Source organism: Streptomyces sp. ISL-99, from assembly GCF_018614005.1.
Classification (GTDB): Bacteria; Actinomycetota; Actinomycetes; order Streptomycetales; family Streptomycetaceae; genus Streptomyces; species Streptomyces flavidovirens.
This window is the reverse complement of the sequence record NZ_JAGGPC010000034.1, coordinates 15,455-35,087: the sequence shown is the minus strand read 5'-3', so window position 1 is coordinate 35,087 and position 19,633 is coordinate 15,455. Positions and strand designations below refer to the sequence as shown.

General features: G+C 70.6%; 19 protein-coding genes and 1 pseudogene. 7 read left to right on the top strand and 13 right to left on the bottom strand.

The features are described 5' to 3' along the window. Positions 1 to 279: 279 nt before the first annotated feature. Genes J7E91_RS21590 through J7E91_RS21570 form a run of 5 tightly spaced genes read left to right on the top strand, consistent with a single transcriptional unit; the run spans position 280 to position 4,852 of the window. Complete coding sequence (locus J7E91_RS21590) at positions 280 to 390, top strand: keywimysin-related RiPP (RefSeq protein WP_214907322.1); 111 nt, start codon at positions 280 to 282, stop codon at positions 388 to 390. 24 nt (positions 391 to 414) lie between these two features. Continuing rightward, complete coding sequence (locus tag J7E91_RS21585; protein WP_214907320.1) at positions 415 to 2,271, top strand: lasso peptide isopeptide bond-forming cyclase; 1,857 nt, start codon at positions 415 to 417, stop codon at positions 2,269 to 2,271. Positions 2,272 to 2,301: 30 nt separating this feature from the next. Next, on the top strand, positions 2,302 to 2,556 hold the full coding sequence (locus J7E91_RS21580) for a lasso peptide biosynthesis PqqD family chaperone (RefSeq protein ID WP_214907318.1): 255 nt from the start codon (positions 2,302 to 2,304) through the stop codon (positions 2,554 to 2,556). After that, the gene (locus J7E91_RS21575; RefSeq protein ID WP_214907316.1) at positions 2,553 to 2,987 is read left to right on the top strand and encodes a lasso peptide biosynthesis B2 protein; all 435 of its coding nucleotides are present in this window, start codon (positions 2,553 to 2,555) and stop codon (positions 2,985 to 2,987) included. Before J7E91_RS21580 ends, J7E91_RS21575 begins: the two co-directional genes overlap by 4 nt. Continuing rightward, a complete protein-coding gene (locus tag J7E91_RS21570) occupies positions 2,984 to 4,852 on the top strand; it encodes an ABC transporter ATP-binding protein (protein ID WP_214907307.1) in 1,869 nt (622 codons plus the stop codon). Before J7E91_RS21575 ends, J7E91_RS21570 begins: the two co-directional genes overlap by 4 nt. 48 nt (positions 4,853 to 4,900) lie before the next feature. Here the strand turns inward: J7E91_RS21570 and J7E91_RS21565 are convergent. Further along, a pseudogene (locus J7E91_RS21565) lies at positions 4,901 to 5,374 on the bottom strand (NAD-dependent epimerase); the annotation flags it as partial. A 609-nt stretch (positions 5,375 to 5,983) separates the two neighbouring features. Between J7E91_RS21565 and J7E91_RS21560 the strand changes: the two are divergent. After that, positions 5,984 to 6,760, top strand: coding sequence for a hypothetical protein (locus J7E91_RS21560; protein WP_214907305.1), 777 nt, complete (start codon positions 5,984 to 5,986; stop codon positions 6,758 to 6,760). Positions 6,761 to 6,804: 44 nt separating this feature from the next. Beyond that, on the top strand, positions 6,805 to 7,356 hold the full coding sequence (locus tag J7E91_RS21555; RefSeq protein WP_214907303.1) for a hypothetical protein: 552 nt from the start codon (positions 6,805 to 6,807) through the stop codon (positions 7,354 to 7,356). Between the two features lie 18 nt (positions 7,357 to 7,374). Here the strand turns inward: J7E91_RS21555 and J7E91_RS21550 are convergent, their stop codons facing one another. The 12 genes from J7E91_RS21550 to J7E91_RS21495 form a co-directional block, all read right to left on the bottom strand. Beyond that, positions 7,375 to 8,133, bottom strand: coding sequence for a hypothetical protein (locus J7E91_RS21550; protein WP_214907301.1), 759 nt, complete (start codon positions 8,131 to 8,133; stop codon positions 7,375 to 7,377). Between the two features lie 45 nt (positions 8,134 to 8,178). Then, a complete protein-coding gene (locus J7E91_RS21545) occupies positions 8,179 to 8,694 on the bottom strand; it encodes a hypothetical protein (protein WP_251016053.1) in 516 nt (171 codons plus the stop codon). Further along, on the bottom strand, positions 8,691 to 9,896 hold the full coding sequence (locus J7E91_RS21540) for an MCE family protein (protein ID WP_214907300.1): 1,206 nt from the start codon (positions 9,894 to 9,896) through the stop codon (positions 8,691 to 8,693). The genes J7E91_RS21545 and J7E91_RS21540 overlap by 4 nt, the downstream gene beginning before the upstream one ends. Continuing rightward, entirely contained in the window at positions 9,893 to 11,233 is a 1,341-nt protein-coding gene (locus J7E91_RS21535) for an MCE family protein (RefSeq protein WP_214907298.1), read from the bottom strand. The genes J7E91_RS21540 and J7E91_RS21535 overlap by 4 nt, the downstream gene beginning before the upstream one ends. Next, positions 11,230 to 12,402 (bottom strand): MCE family protein, encoded by a 1,173-nt coding sequence (locus tag J7E91_RS21530; protein ID WP_214907296.1) that lies wholly within the window; start codon positions 12,400 to 12,402, stop codon positions 11,230 to 11,232. Before J7E91_RS21530 ends, J7E91_RS21535 begins: the two co-directional genes overlap by 4 nt. After that, entirely contained in the window at positions 12,399 to 13,382 is a 984-nt protein-coding gene (locus J7E91_RS21525) for an MCE family protein (RefSeq protein ID WP_214907294.1), read from the bottom strand. The genes J7E91_RS21530 and J7E91_RS21525 overlap by 4 nt, the downstream gene beginning before the upstream one ends. After that, a complete protein-coding gene (locus J7E91_RS21520) occupies positions 13,379 to 14,416 on the bottom strand; it encodes an MCE family protein (protein ID WP_214907292.1) in 1,038 nt (345 codons plus the stop codon). Before J7E91_RS21520 ends, J7E91_RS21525 begins: the two co-directional genes overlap by 4 nt. Further along, on the bottom strand, positions 14,413 to 15,657 hold the full coding sequence (locus tag J7E91_RS21515; protein ID WP_214907290.1) for an MCE family protein: 1,245 nt from the start codon (positions 15,655 to 15,657) through the stop codon (positions 14,413 to 14,415). The genes J7E91_RS21520 and J7E91_RS21515 overlap by 4 nt, the downstream gene beginning before the upstream one ends. A gap of 8 nt (positions 15,658 to 15,665) precedes the next feature. Further along, complete coding sequence (locus tag J7E91_RS21510) at positions 15,666 to 16,430, bottom strand: ABC transporter permease (RefSeq protein ID WP_214907383.1); 765 nt, start codon at positions 16,428 to 16,430, stop codon at positions 15,666 to 15,668. 53 nt (positions 16,431 to 16,483) lie between these two features. Then, on the bottom strand, positions 16,484 to 17,254 hold the full coding sequence (locus J7E91_RS21505) for an ABC transporter permease (RefSeq protein WP_214907288.1): 771 nt from the start codon (positions 17,252 to 17,254) through the stop codon (positions 16,484 to 16,486). Further along, positions 17,251 to 18,318 (bottom strand): ABC transporter ATP-binding protein, encoded by a 1,068-nt coding sequence (locus J7E91_RS21500; RefSeq protein ID WP_251016052.1) that lies wholly within the window; start codon positions 18,316 to 18,318, stop codon positions 17,251 to 17,253. Before J7E91_RS21500 ends, J7E91_RS21505 begins: the two co-directional genes overlap by 4 nt. A gap of 139 nt (positions 18,319 to 18,457) precedes the next feature. After that, positions 18,458 to 19,570, bottom strand: coding sequence for an RNA polymerase sigma factor (locus J7E91_RS21495; protein ID WP_214907286.1), 1,113 nt, complete (start codon positions 19,568 to 19,570; stop codon positions 18,458 to 18,460). Positions 19,571 to 19,633: the final 63 nt, after the last annotated feature.

Sequence of the window (19,633 nt, the reverse complement as noted above, 5' to 3'; positions counted from 1 at the left end):
TTCTCCGACCCCGAATTCATCCGCTGGGCCAATTTTTCTTTTTTGACGAAAGCCGTGGCCGGCAGTGCAGCCGTCCGACCGAATTCGCTCTTTGTGTATGATCCGATTTTCTCTGGCGGCCTTGTCACGACGTCCGCTTGTGCACGTAGCTATGGCGTGCACCCGCTTTCTTGTTCCGGGCTCCCGACGAGCCCTGACAGGGCGGCAGCGAACCGGATTCGCTTCCGGCTGGCGGCCGGCCGGGGAGGCGGGCGTGACACCCGCATGTGAGGAGACGCCATGAAGAAGGCCTACGAAGCGCCGACACTCGCCAAGCTCGGGACGTTCCGGAAGAAGACCGGGCTTCTGCAGCGCTCCGGCAACGACCGGCTCGTCCTGAGCAAGAACTGACGACCGACGGTCTGACTCGACGTCATGACTGAACTGCACGAGAGTGCGGGGACGGGCCCCGGCGACGCGCACTTCGCGGTCTTCACCGACCGTGAGGACGCGGCCGCCGTGGCCCGCTCCTTCTCCCGCCCCGGAAGCCGGACCCTCACCCACGCCTCGGGCCGTCCCTGGCTCGTCGGCCACTGGCACGACGACGAGATCGTCACCGCGCACGCAGGCCGCACCGGTCTCGCTGTCATCGGGTGCTGTCCGGTCGATGCCACCGAACTGCAGCGCCGTGCCGGCCGGTTGCGCGACCTTGCCGAACTCGACGCACTCGCCCGCTCCCTTCCTGGAAGTTTCCATCTCGTCGCCGCGCTCGACGGACGGATCAGGGTGCAGGGCACCGCGTCCGGGCTCCGGCTGGTCTTCCACGCGGCCATCCGCGGGGCACAGGTCGCTGCCAGCCGCGCCGACGTACTCGCCGCCGCACTCGGGGCCGGCCTGGACGAAGAGCAAGTGGCCGTCCGGTTGCTGTGGCCGGTCCCCCATCCGCTCGCCGAGACGCCCATGTGGCGAGGGATCACCGCCGTGTCGCCGCACGACGCGCTGATCGTCGCTGCGGACGGCCGGACCGTACGCCACTCGCGCTGGTGGACACCACCGGAGCCGGTACGCACGCTCGCCGATGGCGCCCCCCTCGTCCGAGAAGCCCTGACCGCGGCGGTCGACGCGCGTACCCGGCAGGGTGGCGTGGTCAGCTGCGACCTGTCCGGCGGCCTGGATTCCACCTCCATCTGCTTCCTGGCAGAGCGCTCACCGGCGCGGGTCGTGGCCAGTACCTGGCCGGGGCGCGACCCCGCCGACACCGATCTGTACTGGGCAGAGCAGGCCGCCCGGTCGATGCCTGACGTTGACCACGTGGTGTGGGACGCCGACGCCTCGCCGTTGGTCTACAACGACCTGCTCGGCATCGACGACCTGCTGGACGAACCGACCATCGGTGTCATGGACCGCTCCCGGGTCCTGCACCACCTGCCCGCCATGGCCGAGCGCGGCAGCCGGCTGCACCTGACCGGCATCGGCGGCGACCATGTCGCCTGGTGCTCCGAGGCGTATTACCACCGACTGCTGCGCACGCGGCCGCTGTTCGCCCTCTCCCAGCTACGCGGCTTCCGGGCCCTGTGGCAGTGGCCACTGGGCGGCACGGCCCGCGCGCTGGCCGACTCACGGCCGTACGGGAAGTGGCTGGCCGACTCCAGCGGTCGCCTGCGTGACCCACTGCCCGCCACCGTCAGCACCAGCCTCGGCTGGGGCATGCCGCCCCGGCTCTTCGGCTGGGTCACCCCCGACGCCGCCAGGGCGGCTGAGCGAGCGCTGCGCGAGGCCGCCGCGAACGCGGTCCCTCTTCACCGCGACCGCGGCCTGCATGCCGACCTCGAACAGATCCGTTCCTGCACGCGCCTCATCCGCCAGTGGGACCGGATGGCCGCCCGGGCGGGTGTGCCGATGGCCTCGCCGTTCCTCGACGACCGCGTCATCGAGTCGTGCCTGGCGGTGCGCCCGAGCGAGCGGGTCACGCCCTGGCGGTACAAACCCCTGCTGACCGCCGCCATGAGCGGGCTCGTGCCCGACGCGTGCCTGCGGCGCACCAACAAGGCCGCCGCTTCCATGGACGCCTCCAACGGGCTGCGCGAGCACCGCGGCGAACTGCTGAAGCTGTGGGAGGACTCCCGGCTGGAACAGCTGGGCCTGGTCGACGGGAACGCGCTGCGCCGGCTCGCCCAGCGGCCGTCCACACCCGAACTGCGCGACGCGATCCTCTACTCGACCATCGCCGCCGAAGTGTGGCTGCGCGGCCTCAGCCGGAATACCGAGCCCACAGCGCCCGCCTCCTCATGACGGTGCATCAGCCAACGGAAGGACACACCCATGACATTGAAGTTCGGTGCCGACGTCTCCACTGCCCGGACCGACTACGGCACGGTCCTCCTGGACGAACGCGCCGGGGAGTACTGGGAACTGAATCCCACCGCCACCCTGGTGGTCAGCACCCTGATGGCAGGCGGTGACGAGGCGGACGCGGTCACCGCCCTCACCAACGAATTCGACATCGACGTCGACCGGGCCCGACAGGACGTCGACGCCCTCGTCGAACAACTGCGGACCTCGGGACTGGCCGAATGACGACACCCAGCGCACTGGAAAGGCCCACCGGAGTCCCCTTCGCCCGGCGTCTGGCCGCCCGCCTCGTCCTCCTGCCCGCGCTCGCGCTCTCCCTCCTGCCGCCGCGCCGGATCCGTGCTGTGCTCGCCCGCGTACACCGCGGCGCCACACCGGCCACCGCCGCACAGGCCAAGAACGCGCGGGACGCCATATGCGCGGTGAGCCTGCGCTGCGCCGGTCCGAAGGGCTGCCTGCCCCGTTCCCTGGGAGCCGCCCTGCTGTGCCGCCTGGGAGGAAGCTGGCCGACCTGGTGCACCGGGGTGCGCGTGGTGCCGCCGTTCACGGCACACGCCTGGATCGAGGCGGACGGCCGCCCCGTGGACGAGGGCGTACCCGACGACTACTTCACCCGGCTCATCACGGTCGCCCCAGCGAGCCGATCGGGCCGATGACCCACACCGCCGTGGACGAGGCACAGCCGGCGGACCCGGTCGACCGCTCCACCCGGGCCGCGATCGCCACCATGTACCGGCTCACCACCGGCCACCGGGCCTCCATCACCGTCGCCACCGTACTCACCCTCGTCGGCTCCGCCCTGGGCCTGGCTCAGCCGCTCGTCGCCAAGCAGGTCGTGGACGCGAGCGGACGCGGACAGGTACTGGGGCCCCTCCTGCTGCTCCTGGCCGCCCTGTTCGTCACCGAAGCGGCAACGGGCGCGGTGGGCCGCTTCGTTCTGGAACGCATGGGCGAAGGCGTCGTACGACAGCTCAGGCACAGCCTGGTGGCGCGGCTGCTCCGGCTGGAGATGAGGGAGTACGCCCGGCATCGCAGCGGCGACCTGATCTCCCGGGTGACCGCAGACACCACCCTGCTGAGAGAGGTGGTGTCCCAGGCGCTGGTCGACCTGGTGACGGGGGCCCTCGTCGCGGCGGGAGCGATCGTCCTCATGGTGTGGATCGACCCGCTGCTGCTGCTCCTGGTCGCGGTGACCGTGGCAACGGCCGCCTTGATCGTCGCCTCGCTGCTCAGGGGCATCCGGGCCGCCTCCGAACGCATGCAGGATGCGGTCGGCGCGATCGCCGCCGACCTGGAACGCGCGCTCGGCGCCCTGCCGATGGTCCGGGTGCACCGCGCGGAGGACCGGGAAGCGGCCCGCATCGGAGAACGCGTCGAAGCGGCATACGGCGCCGGGGTACGGACCGCGAAACTCGCCTCCGTGATGAGCCCGGCCGTCGAACTGGCCGTACAGGGCTCCTTCCTGATCGTCCTGGTCATCGGCGGTCTGCGGGTGAACACGGACGCCAACTCCCTCGGCGACCTGGTCGCCTTCCTGCTGTACGCCTCCTACCTGGTCCTGCCGCTGTCTTCCGTCTTCCGTGCGGTCGGCCTGATCCAGCGCGGCATGGGCGCCTACCAGCGCGTCGAGCAGGCGCTGTCCCTGCCGGCGGAGCCCTCACCGGCCCGGCCGCCGGCAGTCCGGGCACGTACAGGGGAAGGGGAGGCGGCCCGGCGGAGCGACTCGCACGAGAAGCCCGCCCTTGCCCTGCGGGACCTCAGCTTCGGTTACGACCCGGGCCGGCCGGTGCTGCGCGGCGTCTCCTTCACCGTCCCGCAGCGGAGCCAGACAGCGCTGGTCGGCCGGTCGGGTGCGGGCAAGAGCACGATCTTCTCCCTCGTGGCCAGGTTCTACGAACCGGACTCCGGAAGCCTGTTGTTCGACGGTCTGCCCGCCGTCGAGCTGAGCCGCGGGGAGTGCCGGTCACGCATCGCGGTCGTCGACCAGGCCAACCATGTCGTCCATGGCTCACTCTGGGACAACATCACCTACGCCGTGCCCGACGCCTCGGAGGCCGAGGTCCGGCGCGTAGTCGAACTCGCCCAGCTCACAGGCGTCGTGGAACGGTTGCCGGGCGGCTTGTCGGGCATGCTCGGTGAACGCGGCGGCACGCTCTCCGGGGGCGAGCGGCAGCGGGTCGCCCTGGCCCGCGCCCTGCTCGCCCGGCCCTCCCTCCTGCTGCTCGACGAGCCGACGTCCCACCTGGACGCCGTCAACGAGGCGGCGCTCACCGCGGTGATGCGGGACGTGGCCCGAGAGTGCGCGGTCCTCGTGATCGCCCACCGGCTCTCCACGGTCCAGCACGCCGACCGGATCGTCGTGCTGGACCAGGGCACTGCCGTCGCCTGCGGACGTCACGAGGAGCTGCTCACCAGCAGCCCCGCCTACCGCGAGCTGGCCGCCGGCCAGATGCTCCGGCCGGCCGCCACCCCGCCCTCCCCCGTGACGCCCGCGGGCACCCACCCGCACGGCCCACGCTGAACCGGTCGCGGACACCACACGTATGGCGCGGCGCCGGAAACACGGACGTCACCCGGTGGTGGTCAGCCGCTCACGCCACCAGTCCACCGTCGCCTTGACCTGCTCGTCGACGGGGGTGGCTCGGACCGCGAATGCGGCTTCGTAAGCGCTCGAATCGACTACGAACGGGCGGTCGAACTGATAGCGGATCTCCTTCAGTTCGCGGATCAGCGGCGAGAAGACCGACACGACGCCCAGCACGGCCGGCGGCAGCCTGCGCACCGCGACCGGCCCCGTTCCCGTCTGAGCGGCGAGGCGGTCGACCATCTGCCGGGTGGACAGCGGGGGCCCCATCGGGACGTGCCAGGCCCGTCCCCAGGCGCGTTCCTCGCCCGCGACCTCGGCCAGGGCCCCGGCCACGTCGGGGAGATAGCTCCAGCTGTGCGGGGCGTCCGGGTCACCGAGGGTGGAGACCGGCTTGCCGCGCAGCAGTCGTGGCACGACCCGCGCGGCCAGGTGCCCGCCGTCGGTCACGCCGGGCCGCCGGGACGTCGCCCCGCGCCCCTTCCGCCGCGGGCATGTGCCCACCGAGTGCGGTCCTGAGCGGTCCGTACGGAACTCCGCTGCCCGGCCCGCCGCCTCGCAGCACGCGCGGTCGCGACGACAGGACCGGGACTCCACCAGCGTCGTCTTGCCGGCCCCCGCGTCGCCCTCGACGAGCCACAGCCCGCCATCGCCGCCCCTCAACAGCGGGTCGCTTCATTCGGAACACCCACGCCGCTCGGCACGATCGCTTCATCCCAAGCTAGGCAGCCTGCCGCCACCATGCCCCACGACGAAGGCCCTGGGTCGCGGGCCTGTCTCATCGACGTATTCGTGACGACATATCCGGGATGGGAGAGGCCACCGGCAGCAAATCTTCGCAGCAGCGTCACATGGACTGCGCACCACCTTCGGGGTGTGCGATTAGCGTTACGGCCGCTCGATCCCGCGTGCGAACTTGAACAGGTCGCCGGCCTCCCTGGCAACGCAGTCAGCACAGAAAGATCGCAGATGGACTACTGCTCCTCGTGCCGCCGACATCTCAATGGGGCACTCGTGTGCCCCGGATGCGGCGCATGCGCTCCTGACATCGCCCCGCCCGCCCAGTACGTGGCGGAGACAGCGGAGGAGATACCCGCTTCGGGGGCCGGCGCGTCCGAGGCCGCGATGGCGGACGCGTCGGGCAGTGGTGCGTCCGTCGGCTTCGAAGGCACCGCCCCCACCGGGCAGGGCCGGGCGGCCCGGCGTCGGCATCTGGCCCGTTTGAAGAAGCACCGGCGCCGGATCGTGGCCGCGACAGCCGTCGCCCTCGTCGGTGGCGGCCTGACCATGGCCGCGCTGCCGGCCGGCAGGCCGTCCGCCGGCCACACCCACGCCGCCCCGCCGCCGGAGCCGGTGAACACGTCGGACACCCCCGGAGCAGCCGCCACCGGGTCGTCGTCGGAGCAGGCCGACACCCGGGTCGCGCGGGATCCCGGCACTCGCCCGGCCAGTACGACGGGACGGGAGCGGAGCACCGCCGACGCCATGCCGGACACCGCCGGCCCGGCCGCCACCGGCACGTCCGCGGGCGCGGCCCGGTCCGCCGCGCCCCGGAGCGCCACGGAGCGCACCGCGTTCGAGTCGGCGCGGGAGACGGCACAGCAGTCGGCACCTGAGCCGCCCAGGGGAGCAACGGGCGTCGGCACCGCCGACGACCCGGCGCCGGCACCCCCGACGGCCTCCGCCCCGGCCGCCCCCGCCCCGGAGACGGCCCCGCCCGCTTCCACCGAACGCCCCGGCCTCGTAGGCACGGTGGTGGACGGCCTGTTGTCGGACCCGTCGGCGGACGAGCCCGCGTCGTCGACGCACGTGTGCCTGATCGGTGTGTGCGTCGGGCAGCAGTGAGACGTCTGACTTTCCCGCCGCGGCAGCAAGGAGGCCGAGTCCCCGTGACCACTGGCTACGAAGCCCGGCTGCACAGAATCGGCCGGTGGTGGGGCGTCGAGATCCCGGAAGTCGCCATCCACACGCAGTGCCGCACCCTCGACGAGGCGGAAGGCATGGCGCGCGACGCCATCGCCGAAGCGCTCGGGATCCAACCGGATACCGTCACCGTGGAGTTGGTGGTTCCGGAACTCGCGCCGCTCCTGAACTCCGTACGTGAGGCAAGAAGGCTCAGCGCCGGGGCCGGTGCCGCCGAACCGCAGGCGCTCGCCGACGCTTGCCGCACGCTGGTCGAGGACCTGCGCGTAAGCCAGAGTGACGCCGGCCGGCTGCTCGGCCTGTCGCATCAACAGGTGTCCCGGCTCTCCACTCCCCGCGGCTCCGCCGACCCCCGCCCATGGCGGGGCCCGCAGCCCACCCCGAGCGCGCCCACCCCGAGCGCCCCGGCCCCGGCACTCCCCATGGACCCGCCCGACAGCGCCACGACGCGCCCGAGACCGCCCCGGCAGGCGTCGCCCACCCGCCCGGGCTGGGCGATCGCCGAGGACGGCGCCTGAGACACGGCACCGCCCTCCTTACAGGGCGTCCACAGCGCTGACCTTCCAGCCCTGCGGGGTCCGTACGAGGGTCATCCGTACCCGGTTCAGGTCGAGGCGGGGGCCGGAGACCTGGGTGCTGGTGGTGACCTGGTTCATGAAGACCAGGACGACCGCCTTGTCCGGCGAGGCCGACACCACCGCGGCCGCCGGGGTGTCACCGCCCGCGGGCTTCGCGACCGTCGCCTTCACCACGCCCCGGTACTTCTCGGCGGTCGGCGCGACCACGGACTTGGTCGTCTTGCTGTACTGGTCGAGAAACGGCTTGGTGAGGTGGCCGCGGGCCGCGGCGAAGTCGCGGTCCAGGCGGCGGTAGTCGTACGACAGGATGACCGGCGCCGCCTTGCGTGCCGTGGTGAGCGCGGCCGTGCGCGCCTGGGCGGTGCGTTCGGCCTCCCGGTGCTGCCAGGCGAGTGTGGCGGTGGCGGCCAGGCCCAGCAGGCACAGCAGGGCGAGGACGGCGAGTACCGCCCCGCGCCGGCCGGGACGGGTGCGGCCCGGCGCCGTGGCGGTCGCGCGCGAGGACTCCGTGGCGGTCGCGCGGGACGGCTCGGCGGGGTTCGCGCGCGTCGGCTCCTTGGTGAGCGTGCGCGTCGCCTTCGGGTTCGGCTTCTGGTCCGGGTCGCTGGGCCGGTGCGTCCTCTCGACGCGTTTGGCCGCGGCGCGGGCGGCCGCTGCCACGGAGCGCTGCCGGGGGGCGCCGGTGCCGCCGCGGCCTCGGACGGTCGGGTTCGCCACGGTGTCTCTCCTCGGTGGGTGGTGCGGGGATGCTGCGGGATGCGTTCAGCCGACGAATTCGACGTTGGACGTCAGCCACCGTCCGCCCTCGTGGACGAGGTCGAGCTGAAGGCGGTAGTTGCGGGACGTTCCCTTGGGCGCGGAGACGTTGGTGACCTTGCTGTCGGCCACCACCAGGACGCGGGCGGTACGTTCGTCCGCCCGCGCGATGCCCGCGTCGAGGATCTGGCCCTCGGAGACCGACTTGTTGTCGGCGACGATCTTCGTCAGCTGTTCGGTCTGGGCCGAGAACTGCTTTTCGAAGTCCCCGGTCGCCCCCTTCAGAACGTTCTTGCTGTCCCGGCCGTAGTGCCGGTAGTCGAGCGAGGTGAAGTTGAGCGCCGACTGGCGGGCGGCGGCCAGGATGTCCTGGTGACGCTGCTCCGTCGTATGACGCTCGTACACCCGCAGGCCCAGCCAGCCGGAGGAGGCCACCAGTACGGCGGCCACGGCGGCGAGTACCACCACCGCTCTCGGGTTGCGCGCCCACAGGGCGATGCGGGCCGTGAGTGCGCGGGTCATGCCATGGGTCCGACCAGCAGCCATTGCCAGGACTCCTTTCCGAAGACGCTCTGTGCCCCGCCCGTCGAGCCGATCTGGACGGGCTTGTCGTACGTGGCCCCCGCGCGCGGGGCGTTCTGGGCGCCGCGCACCGACGTGTCGCCGCCGCGCGGGGCCGTGCAGCGGGCCTTGGTGTTCGCCGGGCGGTCCGCGGTGTCGGCGGGGTCGCGGTGCTGGGTGTCGTAGCCCTGGCGGCAGGGCGGGGGGTCGTCGGCGTTGACGACCATGCCGAAGTGGGTGGTGCCGTCGCCGGGGAGCACGGTGTAGCTGCCCGAGACGACGACGGGGAAGGTGACCAGCGCCTGTTCCACGCCCGGCAGCCGGGCGACGGTGATCTGACCGCCGCTGATCAGGTTCCCCAGGAGGACCGGAAGGTGGGTCCGGTTGTCCTTCAGGAGGGTGTTCACCTGCTGGGAGGCGGAGGTGCCGTTGGCCATGAGGTCGCGGATGTCCCCGTCGCTCGCCTTCAACTGCGCGGTGAGCGCGGCGAGATCGCGGGAGAAGGACTTGATGGACGAGCCCTGGTCTGCCTGCGTCTTCAGGACCTTCCGGGAGTCTTCGATCAGCGCGATGGTCTGCGGGAGCGAGTCCGACGCCGACTCCATCAGGGCGTTGCCGGAGTCCACCAGCCGGCTCAGGTGCGGGCCGGTGCCGGCGAACGCCTTCCCCAGTTCGTCGACGGTGATCCGCAGATCCTTCTTGTTCACCGAATTGACCAGCCGGTCCAGGCTGAGAATCATCTCGGTGGCGGGTACCGGCACGCGGGTGTTCCGGCGCGGGATCGTGCTGCCGTCCCGCAGGCCGGGGCCCGCCCCGGACCGCGGCTGCAGATCCACGTACTGCTCGCCGACGGCCGAACGGTTCGCCACCACGGCCAGGCTGTCCGCCGGGATCCTCGGGGAGTCCTCCAGGAGCAGCGCCACCGAGACACCGTCGGCCCCGGACAGCCGCAGTTCGCCGACGCGGCCCACGGGCACCCCGCGGTAGGTGACCTCGGCGCCGGAGTAGATGCCTCCGGAGTCGGCGAACTCGGCTCGTACGGTGTATCCGCGGCCCAGGACGCGGTCGACAAGGCCGGTGTACTCGGCGCCGACGTAGGACACGCCGAGGGCGGTGATGAGGGCGAAGGCGAGCAGTTGCAGCCTGACCATACGGGTGATCACGGCATCATCCCCTTCATCAGCAGCTCCGCGAGGGACATGTCGACACCGCGCGGACGGCTCCACCCGGCCGATGGCCCGCTGTTGCTGTACGACGCGTGGGTGCCGGTGCACAGCGGCAGGCACCCCAGGTCGCCGCCTCCGGGGCCTGCTGGGTCGGAAGGAGCCGGCGGGACCGGCGGAACCGGAGGGGACGAAGGTGAGTCCGGCAGGTCCGGCAGGTCCGGCGCCTCGGGAAGTCCGGGCAGCTCGGGAACGCCGGGAAGCTCGGGGATGTCCGGGGCGGGCACGTCGGGAAGCTCGGGCGTGCCCGGCTTCCCCGGCTTCTTGGGACCGTCGGCCAGATTGCCGTAGACGCTCTCCAGGTCGAGATCGGCGGTGACCTTGAGGTTGACGTAGTCCCCCTTGATCGCGTCCACGACATTGCGGGGGAACGGGTACGTCGTCAGCAGCTCCAGGGCGTTGGGGAGGTCCGCGCCCGCCTTGTTCAGCTGCTGGAGGATCGGCTGGAGCCGGCGCAGGTTGGCGATGACGTCCGCCCGCGACGCCTTGATCACCTGCGTGCCCGTCTTACCGAGTTCCGACAGCGAGGTCAGCATCTTCGTCAGCTTGGTCCGCTGGTCGGCCAGTACCTTCAGCGCGGGCGGCATGGTGGTGATGGCCCGGCCGATCGTCTTCTTCTCCTTGGCGAGCGTCTTCGACAGCTTGTCGACGCCCTCCAGCGCGCGGATGATCTCCTTCTTCTGCTTGTCGAGGCCGCCGATGAAGATGTCCAGCTCCGTGAGCAGGGACTTGACCCGGTCCTCGCGGCCCTCCAGCGCCTTGTTCAGCTCCACCGTGATGGTCTTGAGCTGAGCGACCCCGCCGCCGTTGAGGAGGGCCGACAGGGCCGACAGCACCTCCTCGATCTCGGGGTTGCGGCCACTGCGGGACAGCGGGATCTCCGCGCCGTCGGTGAGCCTGCCCACCGGCTCGGTGTCCGTCGGCGCCGACAGCGCGACGTACTTCTCACCGAGCATGCTGGTCTGCCGCAGGCCGGCGATCGCGTTGCCGGGGAGCTTGACCGAGTCGGACACGCGCAGCCGCACCCGGGCGTGCCAGCCGTCGAGTTCCACCTTCTCGACGGCGCCCACGGTGACGTTGTTGACCTTCACCGTGGACTGCGGGACGAGATCGAGGACGTCCCGGAACTCGACCGTCACGTGGTAGCTGTCGCCGTCCGCGGCGGCGCCGCCGGGCAGCGGGACGTCGTACAGCCCGTTGAATTCGCAGCCGGTGAGGAGCAGTGAACCGGCGGCGGCCCACAGGGCCGCTTTCTGCGGAGCTCGCTTGGCTCTCATGTACGGGCCTCCAGGATTCCGCCGAGCGTCTTGTCCGTCGAGGCCGTCGAGCCCGCCGGGTTCGCCGAGCCCGCCGGGGCCTTCGGCACCGCTCCGGTGACCGCGTCGGCCACCGGCAGCTCGGGCAGCGAGTCGAACAGCTTTTCCAGGTCCCGGCAGTCGGCCGTGTCACCCGTCGTCTTCAGCAGGGAGCACAGCAAGGCGGCCGGGTCCTGCGGATGTTCGGCGTTGTTACGGGTGTCGAGCGTGCCGGATTCGGGGTTGTAGGCGTTCTGCAGGTTGGACAGACCGGCAGGGGCTACGTCGAGCAGCTCCTGCAGGGCCGCGCGCTGGGTGACCAGCACCTTCGTCACCTTGCTGAGGCCCTTCACATTGGCGGTCAGCGCCTTCTTGTTCTTCTTCACGAAGTCGGTCACATCGGCGAGCGCCGCCGCCAGTTGCCTGATCGCCTCGGCGAGGTCCTTGCGTTCCCCGGCGAGCTGGTCGGCCACCTTGGCCAGGCTGTTGTTGAACGACCGGACGCTCGCATCGTCTTCCGCCAGCACCGCCGTGAACTCATGAAGGTTCTCCACCGTCCCGAACAGGTCCTGCCGGCCGTCGGACAGCGTGGTGACGGCCTGCGAAAGGTCCTCCACCGTCCGGTGCAGCTTCCCGCCCTGCCCCTGGAGGTTGTCCGCGCCGACCGCCAGCAGCCGGGACAGCGAACCGTCCTTGTTGGCGCCCTTCGGCCCGAGCGCGTCGCCCGTCGTACGGAGGCTGTCGAATACGCGGTCCAGCTCGACCGGCACGGCCGTCCGGCGCTCGGGGATCACGGCGCCGCTGCGCAGCACCGGGCCGTCCCGGTGGACGGGGAGCAGCTGGAGGTAACGGTCGCTGACCACCGAGGAGTTGATGATCGCCGCCTTGGCGTCCGCCGGGACCTTGTACTCGGCGGCGTACTCCAGCTCGACCCGTACCCGCTTCCCCTGCGGCGTGATCTTCTTGACCTCGCCGATCCGGACGCCGAGCACGCGCACGTCGGACCCCGGATAGATGCCGACCGTACGCGGGAAGTACGCCGTCACCCGGACCGTCGGGGACTCCGACAGGTGGACGAAGGCCAGGACGGCCGAGACCACGAGCACGGTGGCGAGCGCGAGGCGGCGCAGCAGCCGCCGGTCGATTCTCATCGTGAGCCTCCGGTCCTCGGGACCACGGGGGTGGGGGCCACCAGGTTCTGGATGTAGCTGTCGAACCAGCGTCCGTTGCCCAGGGTGTTGGTGAAGACCCGGGCGAAGGGGGCGAGGAGTTCGACGCTGCGGTCGAGGCTGGCCTGGTTGCGTTCGAGCATCCGCACCACCGTGTTCAGGCGGGTGAGTGCGGGGCCGATCGCCGCCCGGTTGTCCTCGACCAGGCCGGACAGCTGAACGCCCAGCGCGATGGAACTCTGCAGCAGCGCGTGGATGACCTGGCGCCGCTTGTGGATCTCCTCGAACAGCTTGTCGCCGTCCTTCACCAGCTTGCTGAACTCGCCCTTGCGGTCGGCGAGTACACCGGTGACACCGTTGGCGTGGTCGAGGAGTTCGCGCAGCGACCGGTCGCGCGAGGCCACGGTCCGGGAGATCTTCGACAACCCCTCGATGGAGGCCCTGACCTCTTCGGGGGCGTCCTCGAAGGTGGCGGACAGGGTGTCCAGGGCGGTGGCGAGCTGCTTCTTGTCGATCTGCTCGCTCGTGGTGGTGAGGTCGCTGAACGCCTCCACGACGTCGTACGCCGCGACCGTGCGGCTCAGCGGGATCTCGCTGCCCGGCTCAAGCTGCCCGCCGCCTTCCGGCTCCAGCGCGAGGTACTTCGCGCCCAGGATCGTCTTGATACGGATGGACGCACCCGTCCTCGTCCCGAACTCCGGGTCTCCCTTGACCCGGAAATCGACCTTGACGTGGCCGTCGTCCAGCCCCACGTCGTCGACCTTGCCGACCTTGACGCCGGCGATCCGTACCTCGTCGCCGGGCTTGAGCCCGCCGGCCTCGGAGAACGCCGCGCTGTACTTCTCGCCGCTGCCGATCAGCGGCAGGTCCTGGACGTTGAACGCGGCCGCGATCAGCAGCGAGATCGTGGTGAGGCCGACGGCGCCGATCACCACGGGATTGCGTTCACGGAAGGGAATCAACGGCCGCACCTCGCTCGCGCGACATGGAGTTCGGGTGTGATGACCTCGGCGGTCTTCGGCAGCACGATCCGGCCGTCGAAGTCGCACAGGTAGAAGTTGAACCAGGAGCCGTACGAGGCGGTGCCGGTGAGCTTGTTGAGCTTGCCGGGCAGCCGTTGCAGGACGCCTTCCACGGTCTTCTCGTGGTCGTTCAGCGTTCCGGTGAGCTCGCCCAGCTCGGCGATGTCGGTTTTCAGCGGCGGCCGGGCGTCCTTGAGGAGGCCCGAGGTGGCCTCGGCGAGGCCGTTGATGCCCGCCAGCGACTCCCCGATGGGTTTGCGGTCGGCCGACAGCCCCGAGATGAGCCGTTGCAGTTGCGCGATCAGCTCGGAGAAGCGGGTACTTCGCTTGTCCACGGTCTTCAGGACGGTGTTGAGGTTGTCGATCACCGAACCGATCAGCTTGTCCCGTTCCGCGAGGGTCGTGGTGAGCGAGGCGGTGTGCGTGAGCAGGCTGCGGACCGTACCGCCCTCGCCCTGGAGGGTCTTGACGATCTCGGTGGCGAGCTGGTTCACGTCCTTGGGGCTCAGCGCGGCGAACAGCGGCTTGAACCCGTTCAGCAGGGCGTTGAGGTCGAGCGCGGGCTCGGTACGGGAGAGCGGGATGCGCCCGCCGGGTGCCAGCCGCGTCCCGTCCCCCGCGCCCTCCGTCAGCGCGATGTACCGCTGCCCGATGAGGCTCCGGTAGCGGATGACGGCACGGGTGCTGGTGAGCAGTGGCCGGTCGCTGGAGACGCTGAAGGTGACCTCGGCCAGCGTCCGGTCCTTGATGTCGATGCTTTCGACCTGGCCGACGCGTACCCCCGCGACCCGGATGTCGTCGCCCTCCTCCAGGCTGGTGACATCGCTGAACACGGCGGAGTACGCCTCCTTGGGGGTGAAGGAGAAGTTGACGATGGTCGCCGCGAGCACCGCGGTCGCCACCACCGTCACCACCGCGAAGAGGCCGAGCTTGATGAGCTGCGGAGCTGTCGTCCTGGCGTTCGTACGGCTCATACGACGCTCACCGCCGTTCCCCGTGCCATCGGACCGAAGAGCAGGGTCGTGACCGCCGGCACCTCGTCGGCGGGCACACCCATGGCAGGGGCCACGAGCGAGGCGACGGCGTGCTGTTCGGCCGCCGTGCCGGATACGGGCGGCACGGCTCCGCCGGGTTTGGATGACGCCGACGTGCCGTCGTTGAGTTTGATGGGCGGTGCGGGGACGTGCGGGTGGGGCAGACCTCTGCAGTTGGGGCCGGAGCGGTCGGCATAGCGCGGTTCCTCGCCGGGTCGGTAGGGGGGACGTTGGGGGACGAATTCGAGGGTGATGCGCATCTTCCCGCCGCTGAACGCCCGTTCGGCCTCCGCCTCTTGGCGCACCAGTCCCGCCAGCAGGCACGGGTACTGCGGTGAGTAGCGGGCGAACAGGGCCAGCGTGGGACGGGAGACACGGCCCAGCGTGATGATCCGGGCGGAGTTCTCGTCGAGTACGGCTTCCGTGGTGTCCGCGGCGGTCGCGGTCCAGGTGAGGACCGACGCGAGCTGGTCCTCCTGCTCGACGAGGGTCCGGCTCGTCGTGAGGGTGTTCTCCAGGACCCGCAGCAGGTCGGGGGCCGCCTCGCCGTACACCTCGGCCACGTCGGCGAACCGCGAGATGTCCTCCTGGAGGGAGGGCATGTGCGGGTTGAGCCGGCGCAGGTACGCCTCCAGGCGTACGAGGTTGTCGCCGATCTTGTCGCCGCGCCCTTCGAGGGCGGTGGCGAAAGCCGACAGGGTGGCGTTCAGCTCGGCGGGCTGCACGGTGCGCAGCAGCGGCAGCAGGTCGTTCATGAGCTGCTGGAGTTCGATGCCGACCTTGGTGCGGTCCTGGGTGATGACGTCACCGGCTCGGATGTGGCGCGTGGAGGCGTTGCGCGGGGCCACCAGGTCGACGTACTTCTCACCGAACAGGGTCTTGGGCAGCAGCCGCGCATGGACGTCGGCCGGGATGAGCCGGACGTGCTCCGGTTTCAGCGCGATGCCGAGGGTCGCCTTCTCGCCGTCGGCCCGCACCTCGCGGACCTCGCCGACCAGCAGGCCGCGCAGCTTGACGTCGGCGCGGGGTTCCAGCTGGTTGCCGAGGGTGTCCGCCTCCAGGGTGATGCGGACGACGGAGGTGAACACCTGCTGGTAGATGGCGACGGTCAGGGACAGCAGCAGGGCGATGACCGTGATGAAGACGATCCCGTACAGCTGGAGTCGTGTGCTTTTGCGCATCGGCCGCCCTACCCCGCTATCCGTACGGTCGTGTTGGCGCCCCAGATGGCCAGGCTGAGGAAGAAGTCGAGGACGTTGATGGCGACGATGGAGGTACGTACGCCACGGCCGACCGCGACACCGACACCGGCCGGGCCGCCGCTCGCGTAATAGCCGTAGTAGCAGTGCACCAGGATGATCACGACGGCGAAGACGATCACCTTGCCGAAGGACCACAGCACGTCGACCGGTGGCAGGTACTGCTGGAAGTAGTGGTCGTACGTACCGGTGGACTGCCCGTAGTAGCCGGTGGTGATGGTGCGGGCGGCGAAGTAGGAGGAGAGGAGTCCGACGACGTACAGCGGGATGACGGCCACGAAGCCGGCGATCATGCGGGTCGTCACCAGGAACGGGAGGGAGGGGACGCCCATCACCTCCAGCGCGTCGGTCTCCTCACTGATGCGCATCGCGCCGAGCTGGGCGGTGAACCCGGCGCCGACCGTCGCCGACAGCGCGAGCCCGGCGACGAGGGGGGCGATCTCGCGGGTGTTGAAGTACGCGGAGAGGAACGCCACGAAGTTCGACGTGCCGAGCTGGTTGAGCGCGGCGTACCCCTGGAGCCCGACTTCGGTGCCGGTGAAGAACGACAGGAACGCGATGACGCCGACCGTGCCGCCGACGACTGCCAGCGCGCCGCGTCCGAAGCTGACTTCGGCCAGCAGGCGCAGTACTTCCTTCTTGTAGCGGCGCAGGGTGCGGCCGGTCCAGGCGAGGGAACGCCCGTAGAAGACCATCTGCGTGCCCAGCTCCTCCAGGGAGCGCAGTGGGCGGTCGAGAAGTCGCACAACTAACCTCTCTGCGGGACGATTTGGAAGTACACGGCCGTCATCACGAAGTTCGTCACGAACAGCAACATGAACGTGATGACCACGGACTGGTTGACGGCGTCACCGACGCCCTTCGGCCCGCCCTTGGCGTTCAGTCCCTTGTACGAGGCGACGATCGCGGCGATGGCGCCGAACACCAGGGCTTTGAGTTCTGCCGCCCACAGGTCGGAGAGCTGGGCGAGGGTGGTGAAGGAGGCCAGGTAGGCGCCGGGGGTGCCGTTCTGCATGACCACGTTGAAGAAGTAGCCGCCGGCCACCCCGACCACGGAGACCAGGCCGTTGAGGAGTACTGCCACGAGCATCGTGGCCAGCACGCGGGGGACGACGAGCCGGTGGATGGGGTCGATGCCGAGGACCTGCATGGCGTCGATCTCCTCGCGGATCTTGCGCGCACCGAGGTCCGCGCAGATCGCGGTGCCGCCGGCTCCGGCGATGAGCAGCGCCGTGACGATCGGGGACGCCTCGCGCAGGACCGCGAGTACGGAGGCGGCGCCGGAGAACGACTGGGCGCCGAGCTGCCGGGTCAGGCTGCCGATCTGGAGCGCGATGACGGCGCCGAAGGGGATGGAGACCAGGGCCGTGGGGAGGATCGTGACGCTCGCGATGAACCAGGCCTGCTGGATGAACTCCCTGAGCTGGAAGGGGCGGCGGGGGAGGGTGCGGATGACATCCAGGGCCATGGCGAAGAGGCTGCCGGAGTGTCTCAGCGCCCCGGTGGGGGAAAGACTCACGCGTCCGTCACCTCCTTCTGCTTCGGCTCCTGCTTCGGCTGCTGCTCCTGCTCCCGCTTCGGCTCCTGCTCCTGCTCCGGCTCCTGCCTCTCCTCCGGCTCCTGCCTCTCCTCCGGCTCCTGCTTCTGCTTCGGCTCGTGGAGCTCCGCCTCGCGCTCGGCGATCGCCTGCCAGCGGGGCGGGCGGGTGACTCCGGGGCTGGGGAGCAGGCGGGGGGTCATGGGCGTCGCGGACGCTTCCCCGTCCCCGGAGTTCCCGTCGGTGCCGAGCTCGGCGAGCTCCTGCTCGACCTGGGCGGCGTCCTTCTCCTCCGCCATGCCGATCGGGCCCTGCATACGGCCGTTGAGGAACTGCCGTACTACCGGCTCGTCGCTGGTGAGCAGCTTGTCGCGCGGGCCGAACATCACCAGCTCACGCCGGAAAAGCAGCCCGATGTTGTCCGGGACCAGGCGGGCCGAGGCGATGTCGTGGGTGACGATCAGGAACGTCGCGTCGATCTGCGCGTTCAGGTCCACGATCAGCTGGTTGAGGTAGGCCACGCGCACCGGGTCGAGCCCTGAGTCGGGCTCGTCGAACAGGATGATCTCCGGGTCGAGCACCAGCGCGCGTGCCAGCCCGGCACGTTTGCGCATACCGCCGGAGATCTCGCCGGGCAGCTTGTCCTCGGCGCCGATCAGACCGACCATGTCCATCTTTTCGAGGACGATCCGTCTGACCTCGCTCTCCGGCTTGCGGGTGTGCTCGCGCAGCGGGAAGGCGATGTTGTCGTACAGACTCATCGACCCGAACAGCGCGCCGTCCTGGAACAGCACACCGAAGAGCTTGCGTACCTCGTAGAGATCGCGCTCGCGGAGCTTGGTGATGTCCTGCCCGGCGATCGTGATCGATCCCCGCTCCGGCTTGAGCAGTCCCACGAGCGTCTTGAGAAACACCGACTTTCCCGTGCCCGAGGGGCCGAGCATGACGGATACCTCGCCGGCCGGCAGTGTCAGGGACACGTCCTGCCAGATGACCTGGTTGCCGAAGGATTTGGTCAACCCCTCCACACAGATCTCGACACCCATCCGGTTCACCCTTCAGCGGGGAGCAGCTCTGACATCTGCTCTACGGGGAGGGGCGGCGGGTCCGTCGCCAAGAAAGCGAAGATTTTTTACGTGGCCGAAATCAGCGGGTACCGCCTTGTTTCATTCGCGGTGGTCACGTTCAACGCCCTGCGGGGAGCGCGCCTGGCACGCCCCCTCCCGGCACCGGGACGTGCGGGGCGGTCACGGCGGGCGGGGACGGGAGCGTCGGCGCGGAGACCGCAGGGGTGGGCACCGGCGGCAGCGTCGGCTCGGGGGCGGTGGGGACGGGCAGGGTGGGGACGGAAGCGGCGGGGACGGGCGGGAGCGCCGGGGTGGGGACGGAAGGGGTGGGCACGGGCGGGAGCTCCGGCGCGATCTTCGGCAGCCGCACCTCCGGCAGCACCGTCGGGAGCGGGAGGCCGGTGGGTGACGCCTTTCCGCTGCGGGGGTCCGGGTCGGCGGCGTCGGGCCTCACGGGGGAAGCCGGGGAGGGGTGCGTGGTGGTGGGCGAGGCTGTCGGTATTCCGAAGCCGGCCGTTTCCGAGTCCTCCCCGGGCTCGGAGGTGGCGTGCCGCCCGGGCCCGGGCTGGCCTGGCTCGTACGCGAAGGGAATGACCAGCCCCACCACGGCCAGCGTCGCCGCCGCGGACGCCGCTGCCAGGGCGGGGGCATGCCCTCCCGCCTGGTCCCGGCCGCGCCCGAGGAGCCACAGGCCCAGCGCCAGCGTCCCCGCCAGCGAGTTGCGCAGCGTACGGCGGGCCCTGGCCAGCAGCGACTCGACCGCCTCATAGCTCAGGTCCATCTCACGGGCGATCTGTCCGACGTCCCGGTCCTCCGACTTCAGCCGGAGTGCCTCCGCCTGCCGGGCGGGCAGCTCCCGGCTCCGGAACGCCAGCCACCTGGCCTCCGCCCGGTCGCACACCGCCTCCTCGACGGGGACCGGGCCGGGGGCGGTGAGCTTCGGGGTGCCGCACACCTGGGCCTCGCGGTTGACCTGCCGGTACCGGTCGACGCACAGGCGCATGGTCACCGTCGTCAGCCATGCGCCCATCCGCGCGTCGTCGAGGTGCGCGTTCTGGGCGCCGCGCAGCATCGCCTCCTGCACGGCGTCCTCGGCGTCCTCGGCGCTCATGGACCTGCGGCGCGCCACCTTGAGCAATTGCTCGCGGTGGCTCCACATGCGCTGCCACCGCAGGTGGGCCGCTTCGTCACCCGGTCCGGCCAGGTGCGCAGGGTGCCTGTCCGTCGCCATGATGCCTCCTCGCGCTCACGCCTCGCGGGGACGTTACCGCCCGGTATCCGGAGTTGTGGAGGG

Coding starts and splice junctions, on each gene's coding strand:
- J7E91_RS21590 (WP_214907322.1), top strand. CDS start 280: ATGAAGAAGGCCTACGAAGCGCCGACACTCGCCAAGCTCGGGACGTTC.
- J7E91_RS21585 (WP_214907320.1), top strand. CDS start 415: ATGACTGAACTGCACGAGAGTGCGGGGACGGGCCCCGGCGACGCGCAC.
- J7E91_RS21580 (WP_214907318.1), top strand. CDS start 2,302: ATGACATTGAAGTTCGGTGCCGACGTCTCCACTGCCCGGACCGACTAC.
- J7E91_RS21575 (WP_214907316.1), top strand. CDS start 2,553: ATGACGACACCCAGCGCACTGGAAAGGCCCACCGGAGTCCCCTTCGCC.
- J7E91_RS21570 (WP_214907307.1), top strand. CDS start 2,984: ATGACCCACACCGCCGTGGACGAGGCACAGCCGGCGGACCCGGTCGAC.
- J7E91_RS21545 (WP_251016053.1), bottom strand. CDS start 8,694: ATGACCCGCGCACTCACGGCCCGCATCGCCCTGTGGGCGCGCAACCCG.
- J7E91_RS21535 (WP_214907298.1), bottom strand. CDS start 11,233: ATGAGAGCCAAGCGAGCTCCGCAGAAAGCGGCCCTGTGGGCCGCCGCC.
- J7E91_RS21530 (WP_214907296.1), bottom strand. CDS start 12,402: ATGAGAATCGACCGGCGGCTGCTGCGCCGCCTCGCGCTCGCCACCGTG.
- J7E91_RS21520 (WP_214907292.1), bottom strand. CDS start 14,416: ATGAGCCGTACGAACGCCAGGACGACAGCTCCGCAGCTCATCAAGCTC.
- J7E91_RS21515 (WP_214907290.1), bottom strand. CDS start 15,657: ATGCGCAAAAGCACACGACTCCAGCTGTACGGGATCGTCTTCATCACG.
- J7E91_RS21510 (WP_214907383.1), bottom strand. CDS start 16,430: ATGGTCTTCTACGGGCGTTCCCTCGCCTGGACCGGCCGCACCCTGCGC.
- J7E91_RS21500 (WP_251016052.1), bottom strand. CDS start 18,318: ATGGGTGTCGAGATCTGTGTGGAGGGGTTGACCAAATCCTTCGGCAAC.
- J7E91_RS21495 (WP_214907286.1), bottom strand. CDS start 19,570: ATGGCGACGGACAGGCACCCTGCGCACCTGGCCGGACCGGGTGACGAA.